This is a genomic window from Clostridia bacterium (assembly GCA_019683875.1).
Taxonomy (GTDB): Bacteria; Bacillota; Sulfobacillia; order RBS10-35; family Bu92; genus Bu92.
In genome coordinates this window covers 1-13,665 of record JADGHN010000044.1, presented here as the reverse complement: position 1 = coordinate 13,665, position 13,665 = coordinate 1, and the positions used below count along the sequence as shown (strand labels likewise).

12 protein-coding genes are annotated in these 13,665 nt (G+C 70.0%); 4 read left to right on the top strand and 8 right to left on the bottom strand.

Annotated elements, in window-relative coordinates:
- The first annotated feature begins 249 nt into the window (after positions 1-249).
- From IRZ18_05100 to IRZ18_05090, 3 genes are all read left to right on the top strand, one after another.
- Complete coding sequence (locus IRZ18_05100; protein MBX5476487.1) at positions 250-1,899, top strand: ABC transporter substrate-binding protein; 1,650 nt, start codon at positions 250-252, stop codon at positions 1,897-1,899.
- Positions 1,900-2,089: 190 nt separating this feature from the next.
- A complete protein-coding gene (locus tag IRZ18_05095) occupies positions 2,090-3,100 on the top strand; it encodes an ABC transporter permease (GenBank protein MBX5476486.1) in 1,011 nt (336 codons plus the stop codon).
- Between the two features lie 35 nt (positions 3,101-3,135).
- Positions 3,136-4,077, top strand: coding sequence for an ABC transporter permease (locus IRZ18_05090; GenBank protein MBX5476485.1), 942 nt, complete (start codon positions 3,136-3,138; stop codon positions 4,075-4,077).
- Positions 4,078-4,163: 86 nt separating this feature from the next.
- Here IRZ18_05090 and IRZ18_05085 read toward each other — a convergent pair whose 3' ends face one another.
- The 6 genes from IRZ18_05085 to IRZ18_05060 form a co-directional block, all read right to left on the bottom strand.
- Positions 4,164-4,565 carry a helix-turn-helix transcriptional regulator gene (locus tag IRZ18_05085; protein MBX5476484.1) on the bottom strand — a complete coding sequence of 134 codons (402 nt, stop codon included), beginning with the start codon at positions 4,563-4,565 and terminating at the stop codon, positions 4,164-4,166.
- Between the two features lie 110 nt (positions 4,566-4,675).
- On the bottom strand, positions 4,676-6,349 hold the full coding sequence (locus tag IRZ18_05080; protein ID MBX5476483.1) for an arginine--tRNA ligase: 1,674 nt from the start codon (positions 6,347-6,349) through the stop codon (positions 4,676-4,678).
- A gap of 104 nt (positions 6,350-6,453) precedes the next feature.
- Entirely contained in the window at positions 6,454-7,320 is an 867-nt protein-coding gene (gene speB / locus IRZ18_05075) for an agmatinase (protein ID MBX5476482.1), read from the bottom strand.
- Positions 7,317-8,147, bottom strand: coding sequence for a polyamine aminopropyltransferase (gene speE / locus IRZ18_05070; protein MBX5476481.1), 831 nt, complete (start codon positions 8,145-8,147; stop codon positions 7,317-7,319). The genes speB and speE overlap by 4 nt, the downstream gene beginning before the upstream one ends.
- A 52-nt stretch (positions 8,148-8,199) precedes the next feature.
- Positions 8,200-8,658 carry an arginine decarboxylase, pyruvoyl-dependent gene (locus IRZ18_05065; GenBank protein ID MBX5476480.1) on the bottom strand — a complete coding sequence of 153 codons (459 nt, stop codon included), beginning with the start codon at positions 8,656-8,658 and terminating at the stop codon, positions 8,200-8,202.
- Positions 8,659-8,811: 153 nt separating this feature from the next.
- A complete protein-coding gene (locus tag IRZ18_05060; GenBank protein ID MBX5476479.1) occupies positions 8,812-9,567 on the bottom strand; it encodes a metallophosphoesterase family protein in 756 nt (251 codons plus the stop codon).
- A gap of 111 nt (positions 9,568-9,678) precedes the next feature.
- On the opposite strand from IRZ18_05060, the gene IRZ18_05055 reads away from it, so the two are divergent.
- Entirely contained in the window at positions 9,679-11,970 is a 2,292-nt protein-coding gene (locus tag IRZ18_05055; protein MBX5476478.1) for a PBP1A family penicillin-binding protein, read from the top strand.
- Between the two features lie 25 nt (positions 11,971-11,995).
- Here IRZ18_05055 and IRZ18_05050 read toward each other — a convergent pair whose 3' ends face one another.
- Both IRZ18_05050 and IRZ18_05045 read right to left on the bottom strand, forming a co-directional pair.
- Positions 11,996-13,264, bottom strand: coding sequence for a UDP-N-acetylglucosamine 1-carboxyvinyltransferase (locus tag IRZ18_05050; GenBank protein ID MBX5476477.1), 1,269 nt, complete (start codon positions 13,262-13,264; stop codon positions 11,996-11,998).
- Positions 13,265-13,320: 56 nt separating this feature from the next.
- A partial coding sequence (locus IRZ18_05045; protein MBX5476476.1) for a hypothetical protein occupies positions 13,321-13,665 on the bottom strand: 345 nt, incomplete at its 5' end.

Sequence of the window (13,665 nt, the reverse complement as noted above, 5' to 3'; positions counted from 1 at the left end):
GGGCGTAGGCGAGGGCGAGGACGGGGGCGTGGCCGTCCGGGCCACGATCCGGTGCAGGGCGGTTTTTCCGACTTACCGGTGCGCACCACTCGAAGCGTCACCGGTGAAGTCGGGAAAACCGCCTTCATTTCCTCGTGTGGTCTGCCATTTCGCCGGAGGAAACATCATGTCCGGCACGAATAACGTCCTGACTTCGCGCGGGTGTCGCACGATGCCGGCGCAAGCACTCATTCGACGGGAGGTTGGATCATGGCGCGACGCACCTCCGTATGGCTGGGCGTCCTCTTGACGGCCGCGATGCTGGTGCTCGCCGCCTGCGGCGGTGGGGCCCCGTCCTCGAGCAGCAGCGAACCCGGCAGCGAAGCCGTCAGCGAAGGCGGCCCGCAACAGGGCCAGGTCACGCTTGTGTGGGGCCGCGGCGGGGACTCCGTCGGCCTGGACCCGGCGAACGTCACGGACGGCGAGTCGCTGAAGGTGACGACGCAGATCTTTGACACGCTCCTGCAGTTCCAGGGCGACACCACGAACGTCGGCCCCGGGCTTGCGACCGGCTGCGAGCCCAACCAGGACGCGACGGAGTGGACGTGCACCCTGCGCGAAGGCGTGAAGTTCCAGGACGGCACGCCCTTCAACGCGGAAGCGGTCAAGTTCAACTTCGACCGGTGGATGAACACGAAGAACCCTTACCGGTACGAGGGCGAGGAATTCGGCTACTACGCCTACATGTTCGGCGGGTTTGACGACAAGTCCGTGATCAAGTCGGTCGACGTGATCGACGACACGCACGTCAAGTTCACCCTGCGCAACCCGCTCGCCCCGTTCCTGCAGAACCTGGCCATGGCGCCGTTCGCCATCGCGAGCCCGACGGCCATTCAGAAGTGGGGGGCCGACTTCTTCAAAAACCCGGTCGGCACGGGCCCGTTCAAGTTCGTGCGCTGGGACAAGGACAGCCAGATCGTGCTGGAGCGGAACGACGACTACTGGGGCGAGCCGGCGAAGGTCGACCAGCTCGTGTTCCGCGTGATCCCGGACAACTCCGAGCGCCTGCTTGAGTTGCAGTCCGGCACGATCCAGTTCGCCGACGGCATCAGCCCGTCGGACGTGCCGACGATCAAGAGCGACCCGAACCTGCAGCTCTTCCTGCGGCCGGCCAACGACGTCGGCTACCTGGCCTTCAACGTCGAGAAGGCGCCGTTCAACGACAAGAAGGTGCGCCAGGCCTTCAACATGGCCATCGACAAGAAGGCCATCGTCGACGCGTTCTACGGCGATCTCGGCGAGCCGGCGAACACGCCGCTGCCGCCGAAGATGTGGGGTCACAGCAACCTGCAGGACTACCCGTACGATCCGGAGCAGGCGAAGCAGCTCCTGCAGGAGGCCCACTTCGACTTCAGCAAGACGTATGAGCTGTGGGCGATGAGCAACCCGCGGCCGTACTTCCCGGAGCCGACGAAGATCGCGGAAGCGATCGCGCAGGACCTCAGCAAGATCGGCGTGAAGGTCAAGATCGTCACGTATGACTGGGACACGTACCTCGCCAAGACGGAGAACGGCGAGCACGCGCTGGCCTTGATGGGCTGGATCGGCGACAACGGCGACCCGGACAACTTCCTCTACGTCCTCCTGGACAAGGACAACGCCACGAAGGGCTCGGCCGGGAACATCGCCTTCTACCGGAGCGATCCGCTGCATGAGCTCCTGATCAAGGCGCAGCAGACGCCGGACCAGGCGACGCGCACGCAGCTCTACGAGCAGGCGCAGCAGATCATCCACGAGGATGCGCCGTGGGTGCCGCTGGTCTACGCGGAGGACCCGGTGGCCGCCAGCGCCAAGGTGCAGGGGTACGTGGCCAGCCCGCTCGGCCTGGAGCAGCTGAACAAGGTGTCGCTGGCGAAGTAGGCGCCCAGTCCACGCCACTTCGACACGATCCGGTCGACGACGCGCGGCGCGCCCGCCCCCCCCGGGGCGGACGCGCCTCCGGCTTTCTGCCCGCGTTCCCGCGTCCGGCAGTTATTGCCTGATGTTCTGCCCGCGCCGCCGCGGCCGGGGCAAAGGACTTCGAAGTTCCGGCGTCGAACCGCCAAGGACCATGACCCAGTACGTGCTTCGCCGGCTGCTTCTCCTGGTCCCCACGCTGTTCGGCATCCTGTTTGTCGTGTTCCTGTCCCTGCACCTCATCCCGGGCGACCCGGCGACGGCTCTCCTGGGTCAGCACGCGACGCCCGAGTCCATCGCCGCGATTCGGCAGCGGCTGGGGCTCGACAAGCCGCTGCCCGTCCAGTTCCTGTACTACCTGGAGTCCGTCGCGCGCCTGGACCTCGGCGACTCCATCGTCACGCGCACGCCGGTCCTGGTGGAGCTGGGCCAGCGGCTCCCCGTCACGATCACGCTGACGGTGCTGAGCATGATCATCGCCGTCGTCGGCGGCATGGCGCTGGGCATCGCCGCGGCCGTGCGGCGCGCCAGCATCGTCGACTACCTGGGGATGTCCGTGGCGCTGCTCGGCGTCTCGATGCCGATCTTCTGGCTGGCGCTGCTCATGATCTACTACCTCGCCGTGCAGCTGCACTGGTTCGAGCCGACGGGCATCGCCTCCGTGCAGTATCTGACCGCCGTGCCGAAGGTCACGAACTTCTTCCTCATCGACAGCCTCCTCGCCGGCAACACGGCCGCGTTCTGGAACGGGCTCTGGCACATGGTCATGCCGTCGGTGGCGCTCGCGACGATCCCCATGGCGCTCATCGCGAGGATCACGCGCTCCAGCATGCTGGAAGTGATGGGCAACGACTACGTCCGCACCGCGTACGCGAAGGGGCTTCCGGGGCGCATCGTCGTGTGGCGCCATGCGTTGAAGAACGCGCTTCTCCCGGTGATCACCGTCATCGGGTTGCAGTTCGGCTCGCTCTTGAGCGGCGCCGTCATCACCGAGAGCGTCTTCGCCCTGCCCGGCCTTGGGCGGTACATCGTCGCCGCCATCTATAATCGCGACTACCCCGCCGTCCAGGGGGCGGTGCTCGTCTTCGCCTTTCTCTTCGTGATCCTGAACCTGCTGGTCGATCTCTTGTACACCGTGGTCGACCCGCGCATCCGGTACGATTGATCGATCGACGGGAGGTCGCCGTGGACACGCCGACGATGACGCAACCCGACCCGCTTCCCCGCTCCGGTCCCGGCCGGGACCGGCCTCCCGCCGGTCACGCCGCCCAGGCCGACGTGCTCGGCGGCTGGCGCGCGCGTCTCGCCGCGTGGGGCCCGCCGGTGCGCCGCCTCCTGCGCCACCGCGGGGCGCTGGCCGGCCTCGTGATCGTGGCGCTGTTCGTGGGCGTGGCCGTGTTCGCGCCGTGGCTCACGCACTACGACCCGCGCAACGGCGTGCTCACCGAACGCCTCCAGCCGCCCTCGCCGCAGCACATCCTCGGCACGGACTACAACGGGCGCGACATGTTCGCGCGGCTCGTCTACGGCGCGCGGCTGTCGCTGGAAGTCGGGCTCGTCACCGTCGGGCTGGCGCTCGTCGTCGGGACGGTCTGGGGCGCGGTGTCCGGCTACGTGGGCGGGTGGTTCGACCTCGTCTCCATGCGCGTCGTCGACGTCATGCTCGCCTTCCCGAGCCTGCTTCTGGCGATCCTCATGATCGCCATCCTCGGGCCGAGCCTCATGAACGCGATGCTGGCCGTGGGCATCGTCGCCATCCCCAACTACGTGCGTCTCGTGCGCTCGGTGGTGCTCGGCGTGAAGGAAAGCGAGTTTGTGGAGGCGGCGCGCGCGGAGGGGGCGAGCCACCTCTCCGTGCTTTTGCGGCACATCCTGCCGAACGCGATGGCGCCCGTCCTTGTGCAGGCCACGCTCGGCATCGCCACCGCCATCCTGGAGACCGCCGGCCTGTCCTTCCTCGGCCTCGGCGCGGACGCCCGCACGCCGGAGTGGGGCTCCATGCTGGCGCACAGCAAGGAATACTTCCGCTCCGCCTCCTGGACGATGACCTATCCTGGCCTCGCCATCATGATCGTCGTCCTCGGCTTCAACCTGCTCGGCGACGGCCTCCGCGATGCGCTCGACCCGAAGCTCAAGCGCTGACGGCGCTCGCGTGAACGCCAGCCGCATGGAGCCCAGGGCGCGGGAGGAGATCAAGGGCCGGCAAAGCCGGAACGCGGCGGAAGCCGTTACTCCTTGCCCGCGCGCCCCTTCTTCCGGGTGTCCGCGCCGGCGTCGGAACCGTCGAAAAAGGCGACGAGATGTTCCACGCGCTCGTCCGAAAACCCCGCCACCGCGTCCAGAAGGCGGCCGAGCACCGGGCGGACCCGGAGAAGGTCCGTCCAGCGGTCGAGGTCGAGAGCGGAGCCCGGCGCGGGCTCCGCGTCGGAATCTTCGTCGGGGATGAGCTCCCGCAGGGAAACCTCGTAGACGCGCGCGAGCTCGCGCAACGTCTCGATGGAGGGCCGGCGAACGCCGCGTTCGTACTTGCCTACCGTGGAGTAGTGGAGTCCGGTGAGTCGTTCGACGTCGTACAGGCTGAGGTTGCGGTGTTCTCTCAACAACCGCAGCCGTTGGCCCAGACGAGACAACGAATCACCTCGCGCCCTAAGAATTTGGGCGAGGACAAGCCCGTTCCTAGAGCCGAGGCGGCCAAAATCCTAACGCCATGGGCCGTTCCGTCCAGATGGGCCCGGGCCGTCTACATGCGCTCCGGCGCCGTGACGCCCAAGAGGTCCAGGCAGCGGGCGAGCGTGTTGCGCGTGGCGTCGCTCAAGAGGAGTCGCGCCGCTTGGACGGTCGGATCTTCTCCCAGCACTCGGCAGTCCGTGTAGAAGACGTGGTACGCGGCCGCCAGCTCGCGGGCGTAGGCGGCGAGACGGTGAGGCGCGCGCAGCTCGGCGGCCTGCGCCACCTCCTCCGGGAAGCGCGCGATCTCCCACAGCAACGCGCGTTCAGCCGGCTCCGCATACGAGAACCGGGCGGCCACGCCGGCCTCGTCCGCGACGGGCCAGGCGCCGGCCTCCGCCGCGCGCTCCAGGAGACTGGCGATGCGCGCGTGGGCGTACTGCACGTAGTACACCGGGTTCTCGCTGCTGCGCAGGTTGGCGAGGTCGAGGTCGAACTCCATGGTGGAGTCCAGCGCGCGCGCGGCGAAGAAGTAACGGGCCGCGTCGACGTCGACCTCGGCGAGGAATTCCTCCATGGTGACGAACTCGCCGCGGCGCTTGGACATGCGCACGCGCTCGCCGCCCCGCACGAGGTGCACCATCTGGTTGATGAGCACTTCAAGACGGGAAGTGTCGTAGCCGAGCGCGGCCAGGGCGGCGCGCAGCCGCGGCACGTACCCGTGGTGGTCCTGCCCCAGGATGTCGAGGGCGATGTCGCAGCGCTCCAGCTTGTCGGCGTGGTACGCGATGTCCGGCACGATGTACGTGAAGGATCCGTCGGCGCGACGCAGCACGCGGTCCTTGTCGTCGCCGAAGGCCGTCGTCCGCAGCCAGACGGCCCCGTCCTGCTCGTACGTGTGGCCGCTGGCCACGAGGCGCTCGTACACCGCGTCGGCGACGCCGCGCTCCCGCAACTCGCTCTCCCGCATCCAGCGGTCGAAGCGGACGCGATAGCGCGCCAGCACCTCCCTCGCCTCGTCGATGATGCGGTCGACGGCCCAGCGGGCCAACCGCTCGACACGTTCCTCCTCCGGCATGGCGGCGACGGCCTCCCGGCCGCCCAGCGCCTCCACCCCGGCCTTGACGTAGTCGATGACGTACTCGCCGGGGTAGGCGCCTTCCGGAAGCTCGACGTCCTCGCGGCCTTCGATGGCCTGCTGGTAACGCACCCGCACGGTGTCGGCGAAGCGCTGGAACTGGTTGCCGGCGTCGTTGACATAATACTCGCGCTCGACCCGGTAACCGGACGCCGCGAGCACCCGGCACAGGGCGTCGCCGTAGGCGGCCGAGCGGGCGTTCACGAGGTTGAGCGGCCCGGTCGGGTTCGCGCTCACGAACTCCACGAGGATGCGCCGCCCCTGCCCCGCGGCGTTGTCGCCCCAGTCCGGGCGGCGGGCCAGCCGCGCGACGGGGTCCAGCCACGACGGCGACAGGCGGAAGTTGATGAAGCCCGGACCGGCGATGGACACGTCGGCGACCGGCGGCTCCAGCGGGAGCCGGCGGACGATGGCCTGGGCGATCTCCCGAGGATTGAGCCGCGCGGGACGGGCCAGGGCGAGCGCCGCGTTCGTGGCGAAGTCGCCGTGGCTGCGGTCGTTGGGCACCTCCACGCGGAATTCCGGCCGCTCCTCCAACGGAGGCAGGTCGCCTTCCGCCACGGCGCGCTCGACGGCGCTTTCCACGCGGGCGGCCAGCCGCGCTTGCATCTCCGCGATCGGCCGGGGCGGCGCGGGCGCCCGCGGCTCTTCCGACGTCGGGGGCACGATCCGTCCTCCTTCGCCTCGACGGCTCTTGTCCTTGGCTCTTGTCCTCAACGATAGAAGCAGGTGAGAAGCAGCTCGCGCACGATCTTCGCGCCGAGCACGGCCGTCGTGTCGGTGGGATCGAGCGTGGGCGCCACCTCGACGACGTCCGCGCCCACCACGTCCAGCGACTCCAGGGCGCGGAGCGCGTCAAACAGCTCCTGCGGCGCGATCCCGCCCGGCTCCGGCGTGCCCGTCCCCGGCGCGTAGGCCGGATCGAGCACGTCGACGTCGATGGTCACGTACACGGGGCGGCCGCGCAGCCCGGCGACCGCCTCCTCCACCGCCGCCGCCACCCGCAGCGGGTGGAAGCGCGTGTGCTCCCGAGCAAACGCCGCCTCCTCCCGCGTGGCGGAGCGGATCCCCAGCTGCACGAGGCGCGACGGCGGCACGAACTCCGCGATCCGGCGCATCACGCACGCGTGGGACAGCCGGACGCCGAGGTAGTCTTCCCGCAGGTCCGCGTGAGCATCGAACTGGACGACGGCCAGTTCCGGGTACCGCGCGAACGCCGCGCGCACGAGGGGTAGGCTCACGAGGTGCTCGCCGCCGATGGCGATGGGCCGCCGGCCGGCGTCCCACACGGCACCGGCGACCGCCTCGATCGCCTCCAGGCTGGAGGGGACGTCGCCGAGCGGGAGCGTCACGTCGCCGAGGTCGGCGAACGGGACCTCGTCGAGCGATCGCCCCAGCGCGAGGCTGTATTCCTCAAGCCCGTAGGACGCCTCGCGGATGCGGGCCGGCCCGAAGCGGGCGCCGGGCCGGTAGCTGGTCGTCGCGTCCATCGGGATGCCGAACAGGCCCACGCGCGCCCTGTCCCACGCGCCGGCCGCCATGAAGACGCCGGCGCTCTCCAGACGTTCGTGGACGGTCATCCGCCGAGCACCCGCCGCACGAACGGCGGCAACGCCAGCGCCGCGCGGTGCATCTCGGGCGAGTAGTACTTCGTGTCCAGCGCCGCCGCGCGCGCTTCGTCAAACGTGTCCAGATCCGGGCCGAGCGAGCCCACCGAGAACGTCCAGAAACCGCCTGGGTACGTCGGCACGGCGCCCCAGTACAGCCGCGTCACGGGGAAGATTTCCCGCAGGGTATGGTGGATGCGCTCCAACAGCTCCTGGTTGAACCACGGCGATTCCGTCTGCGCCGCGAAGAGGCCCCCTTCGCGCAAGGCGCGGCGCACGGAGCGGTAGAACGATTCGCCGAACAGCCCCACGGCCGGCCCGATGGGATCCGTCGAGTCGACGAGGATGACGTCGAACGCGTCCGGGTGGTCGGCCACGTACGCGATGCCGTCGCCGACCTGGATGTCGACGCGCGGGTCGTCGAGCGCCGAGGCGATCGTCGGCAGGTACCGCTTCGACACCTCGATGACGCGCTCGTCGATCTCCGCCAGCACGACCCGCTCCACGGACGGGTGCTTGAGCACCTCGCGCACGATGCCGCCGTCCCCGCCGCCGACGACCAGCACCTGGCGCGGCCGCGGGTGCGCGCACAGCACCGGGTGGCTGAGCATCTCGTGGTAGACGAACTCGTCCTTCTCCGTCGTCATGATGATGTCGTCCAGCGTGAGCAGGCGGCCGAACTCCTCGGTCTCGTAGACCGCGATCTCCTGGTAGGCGCTGCGCTCCTTATGCAGGATGGACCGCACGCGCAGGCTGATACGGAGATTCTTCGTCTGGTCCTCGGTGAACCAGGTGTTCAACGGCTCACGCTCCTTCTTACGCGGGTCGCGGGGCGAGGCAGTGGACTTGAGTTCAGTACCACAGAACGGCGGCGGCCACGACGGCGCCGAACCGCTCCACGCGGTGATCGACCGAGCGGACGATCACCTGCTTGAGCTCCTTGCCGCGGATGGCGAAACCTTCCTCGACCATCGCCTTCACGCGGGCCGCGGCCTCGTCGCGGTCGCAGTAGCCGGTGAACTCCATGATGACGCCGTAATCGTCATGCGAGAAACCGAGGCCGACGGCCGCCGCGATCAGCTCGCCCGGCTTGTCGCTCATCAGCGCGCCGTATGCCGTGGGCGTGAGCGAGCCGGGGGGCACGTCGAATTCCTCGCGGTACTCGCACGCAGGTGGCAGGATGCTGCTGACCTTGATGAGGTTGAGGTTGCCGATGCCGGCCGTGAGCAGCGCCTTGTCGAACGCGGTGAGCTTGGTCCCGCCTTCGCCGGCCCCGGCGGCCAGCTTGACGATCTTCGGTGTCGGAAGCATGCTTGTCCTCCTCGTACTGAGGCGCCGACCGGCCGGTGTTCCAGCGGTGCCCAGCGAATCACGCCCAGTATTATAACTGTTCACATCCCATTGAGGTTCGCACGTGTCGACACCGTGGACGTTTTTGCGCGTGCCGGCGTGCCTGTCCCGCGTTCAGCTCTGGCTCAGGGCCTCCCACCACGGGTGATGGGGCAGGTCGCGCTCGCGGGCCCGGCGCAGTTCCGGCTCCGGATCGTAGAAGACACGCCGCTGCTGGAACGTCCAGTGGTCGCCGTGCCACGTGGCCACCGTGAACGCCGCCGCGGGCGCCCTGTCCATCGTGATGGACACCGGTGCGACGTTCACCAGCGTGAGGTCGCCGTGGGGCGCGACGAACGCCTCGTGGCGATGGCCGAAGGCCGCGGCCCGCACGCCGGATCGACCGAAGACCGCGCGGGCCTCGGCCGCGGGCAGGCCGGGAGCGCACAGCTGCGGCGAGGCGTGGCAACTTTCGGGCGTCGCGTGGACGACGAGCAGGTCCGCCCCGGCCGCCGGCGAGATGGGCAGCTGCAGTGGCATCTCGTTGAGCCAGGCCAGGTGGTCCCGGCCCAGTCGCTCCAGGCACCAGGCCACGTGCAGGCGGACGTGGTCGCCCGGGGATTCGGCTGGAGGCGCCTCCGCGGGTCCCGCGATGCGGTCGTCGCGCGGAAGCCCTGCCGTGATCGTGATCCAGTCGTCGGTGTTGCCGCGCACGACGTTGATCTTCTCGTCTCGCAGGCGCTCGATCACCTCCACCGGCGACGGGCCGAAGAGCGCCACATCGCCCGCGCAGACGCGCCGGTCGAACGGCCCCAGGCGGTCAAGCTCGTTCAGAACGGCCTCCAGCGCGGTCAGGTTGCCGTGAACGTCGGAAAACAGTGCGACGCGCACTCGACATCGCCTCCATTCGGGTCACGGGCGTGATCAGGTTGCCGGGCGGATTTCGGCGACGCCGTCGGCGTTCCTTCCTTCCGGGGCATCCTACGCCACGGGAGGCCGTCGATGGAATCGCGCAAGGAGCGTCGCAGGACACGCCACGCGTCGCGCCCCGGAGAGCCGGCGGGTCCGGGCCGCGCGCAGCGCCCGCCCCGGTTCCTGCGTTGGCTTGGCGCGGCCGTCCTCGCCCTCCTCGCGCTCGGCGCGCTCGTCGGCGTGGCCGTCGCCGCGACGCCGCTCCCCTCCACGCAACTGCCGGAAGCGACCCGTCTCTACGATCGCAACGGCCGCCTCATCGGCAGCTGGTTCACGCAGAACCGCACGAACGTGACGGCGTCGCAGATCCCCGCGGACCTCCGCCGCGCCGTCGTGGCGATCGAGGACGACCGCTTCTACCAGCACCACGGCATCGACCCGGTCGGCATCGCGCGGGCGCTGGTCCGGGACGTGGTCGCCGGACGCGTCGTCGAGGGCGGCAGCACCATCACGCAGCAGCTCGCGAAGAACCTGTACCTCACGCCGTCGCGGACCCTGTCACGGAAGCTGCAGGAAGCCTTTTTGGCCCTGAAGCTCGAGCAGCGCTACTCCAAGGACGAGATCCTGACCATGTACCTCAACACGGTGTTCTTCGGCGATTCCGCCTGGGGGGTGGAGGCCGCGTCCGAACACTACTTCGGGAAACCGGTGTCGGAGCTCGACCTGGCCGAATCGGCGACGCTCGCCGGCATGATCCGGTCGCCGGAGACGCTGTCGCCCATCCGCCACCCCGACGCCGCGACGAAGCGGCGCAATGTGGTCCTGCAACGGATGGCGGAGCTCGGCTACATCTCGGCCGACGCGGCGCGCCGTGCCTCCCAGGAACCCATGCGCACGGCGTCCATGGCCGCCCCCGTGGCGCGCGCCGGCTATTTCATGGACTTCGTCCGGGAGGAGCTCGCCACGCGCTACCCGGACGTGGCGCAGGCGCTCGCGCGCGGCGGATTCCGCGTCTTCACGACGCTGGACCTCGACATGCAGAAGGCGGCCGAGACGGCCGTGCAGGACATCCTGCCGGTGGGCAGCCGCGACGCGAACGGGGTGCCGCAACCGGAAGCGGCGCTGGTGGCGCTCGACCCGCAGACGGGGGCCATCCTCGCGTACGTCGGCGGGCGGGATTACAACGTCACGAAGTTCGACCGCGTGACGGAGGCGCACCGGCAGCCCGGCTCCGCGTTCAAGCCGTTCCTGTACGTGACCGCCCTGCAGAAGGGCTATCCGCCCACCGCCACGCAGCTTGACGCGCCCGTCTCGTTCCCCGGTCCGACGCGCGACGCGCCGCCCTTCACGCCGAGGAACTTCGACGATGACTACACCTTCCAGCCCATGAACATGCGCGACGCGGTCGCCGAGTCGAAGAACGTGGTGGCGGCGCGCTGGATGGCCGTCGTGCATCCCTCGTCCGTCATTCGCACGGCGAAAGACATGGGCATCTCCAGCCCCCTCGAGGACAGCATCCCGCTGGCGCTGGGCACGTCCGCCGTGACGGTCCTCGAGATGGCGCGCGCGTACACGCCGCTCGCCACGCTCGGGTGGCGGGCCGAACCCTTCGCGGTGCGCCGGGTGGAGGACGCGTCCGGCCACGTGATCGTGCCGGAGGGCACGTTCGGCCCGCACACGCGTAGGGTGCTCGATCCCGGCGTCGCCTACGTGATGACGGACATCCTGAAGAGCGTCTTCGACTACGGCACGGGATCGAGCGTGCGCATCGCCCGCCCGGCGGCGGGCAAAACGGGCACCACGAACCAGGACGGCTGGCTCATCGGCTACACGCCCAACCTGCTCGCGGCCGTCTGGGTGGGGAACGATCACTACGCGCCGATCGGCGGCACCGGCGCGACCCTGGCGGGGCCGATCTGGCACAGCTTCATGGCGTCGGCGACGGCGGGCCTGCCCGCCGCGGACTGGACGATGCCGGACAACGTCGTGCGGCTGCAGGTCTCGGCCGTGGACGGGCTCCTGCCGAATCCGTTCTCGCCGGTGAGGACGGAGGTCTTCTTGCGCGGCACGGAGCCGGTGGCCGTGAGCCCGCTCGGGCCGGCCGCGCCCGGAGGTACGGGCGCGGGGCCCGGAGTCCCCGGGGGCGTGAGCGCGCCGGGTGCGGGCGAGTCGCCCGGAGTCCCCGGGGGCGCGGGCACGCCACCCGGAGGCGCCGGTGGTGCGGGGCCCGGAGGCACGGGCACCGAGCCCGGCGGCACGGGCGCGGGACCCGGCGGTGCCGGCGGCACGGGCATGGGACCCGGCGGTGCCGGCGGCGCGGGACGGGGACCGGGCGGCGCGTCGCCTTCCGGGGACTCGCGGAACGCGCGCGGCAGCCGTTGAGCGCCGCGCCAGCGCGCCGGCGGCTTCACGCCTTGACCTGCGCCCCCACCCGCTCGATGCGCGCGCCCAGCCCGCGCAGCTTGTCCTCCATCCGCTCGTAGCCGCGGTCCAGGTGCTTGATCCCGGTCACCTCGGTGCAGCCTTCGGCCATCAGCCCCGCCACGACGAGCGCCGCCCCCGCGCGCAGGTCCGTCGCCTGCACGGGCGCGCCGGACAGCCGCTCCACCCCTTCGATCACGGCCGTCCGCCCCTCGACGCGGATGCGCGCGCCCATCCGTTTGAGCTCGTCCACGTATTTGAATCGCGCCTCGAAGATCGTCTCCGTGACCGTGCTCGTCCCTTCGGCCGTGGACAGGAGCGCCGTCATCGGCTGCTGGGCATCCGTGGGAAATCCCGGGTAGGGGAGCGTCTTCACTCTCACGGCGCGCAACCGCCGGTCGCCGCGGACGCGGATGCAGTCGGCGTCGTGCTCCACGTGCGCCCCCGCCTCCTGCAGCTTGGCGATGATCGGCTCCAGGTGCTTGGCCACGACGCCCTCCACGACGACGTCCCCGCGCGTGCCGGCGGCCGCCATCAGGTACGTCGCGGCCTCGATCTCATCGGGAATCACGGTGTGCTCCGCGGACCCCAGGCGTCGCACGCCGGTGATCTTGATGACGTCCGTGCCTGCGCCCGAGATGCGCCCGCCCATGGCGTTCAAGAGAATGGCGACATCCACGACGTGCGGCTCCTTGGCCGCGTTTTCGATGACCGTCGTCCCCTCCGCCCGGCATGCGGCCAGCATGGCGTTGATCGTCGCCCCGACGCTGACGATGTCGAGGTAGATGCGCGCACCGCGCAGCCGCGCCGCCTCCGCGCGCACGACGCCGTGCTCGATCGTCACCTCCGCGCCGAGCGCCTGGAACGCCTTGATATGTTGGTCGATGGGCCGCGCACCGATGTCGCAGCCCCCGGGCAGCGCGACCTCCGCGCGCCCTGTGCGCGCGAGCAGCGCGCCCAGAAGGTAATAGGAGGCGCGCATCTTCTTCGCCAGCGCGTAGGGCGCCGGGCGGGCGGCGACATCGGACGCGTCCACCTCGACGACGTTCGGCTCCGGCCGGCGGACGTCGACGCCGATGGCCTCGAGCATCTCCACGTACGTGTGCACGTCGGCGATGTCGGGGACGTTTTCCAGCCGCACCGGCCCCTCGGCCACCACCGCGGCCGGCAGGAGCGCCACCGCCGCGTTCTTGCGCCCGCTCACGCGCACGCGCCCGCGCAGGGGCTGCCCGCCGTGAATGAGAATCTTGCTCAAACTCCGCACCTCGTTCCCACGTTCCTACAGTGTACCTCGGCCGTGCGAGCGCGCCGCTACGAGGAGCTCCCGGTGGACGGCGGCACCGCCTTGCAGTCCAGGTGGCCGCTCCCGACGCGGTCGCCGTTGTAGGCGTTGATGTACACGACCGCGTCCGGCGTGCGGATGCGCCACACCGGCGCGATCTCATAGGACTCGACCATGCAGTAGGCTTCGGAGAAATAGCCGAGTTCGACCGACTGCACAACCGGATGCTTCGGCAACCAAGGCAACGCCTTCATCAGGGCGGCGTAGGCGTCGAGGATGGCCACGGGCGCCCCCGTGAACCCGACCGGCTTGAGATATTGTTCGATGACGCTGACGACGCCCGCGGAGGACACCTCCACCTTGATGGGGCCGCT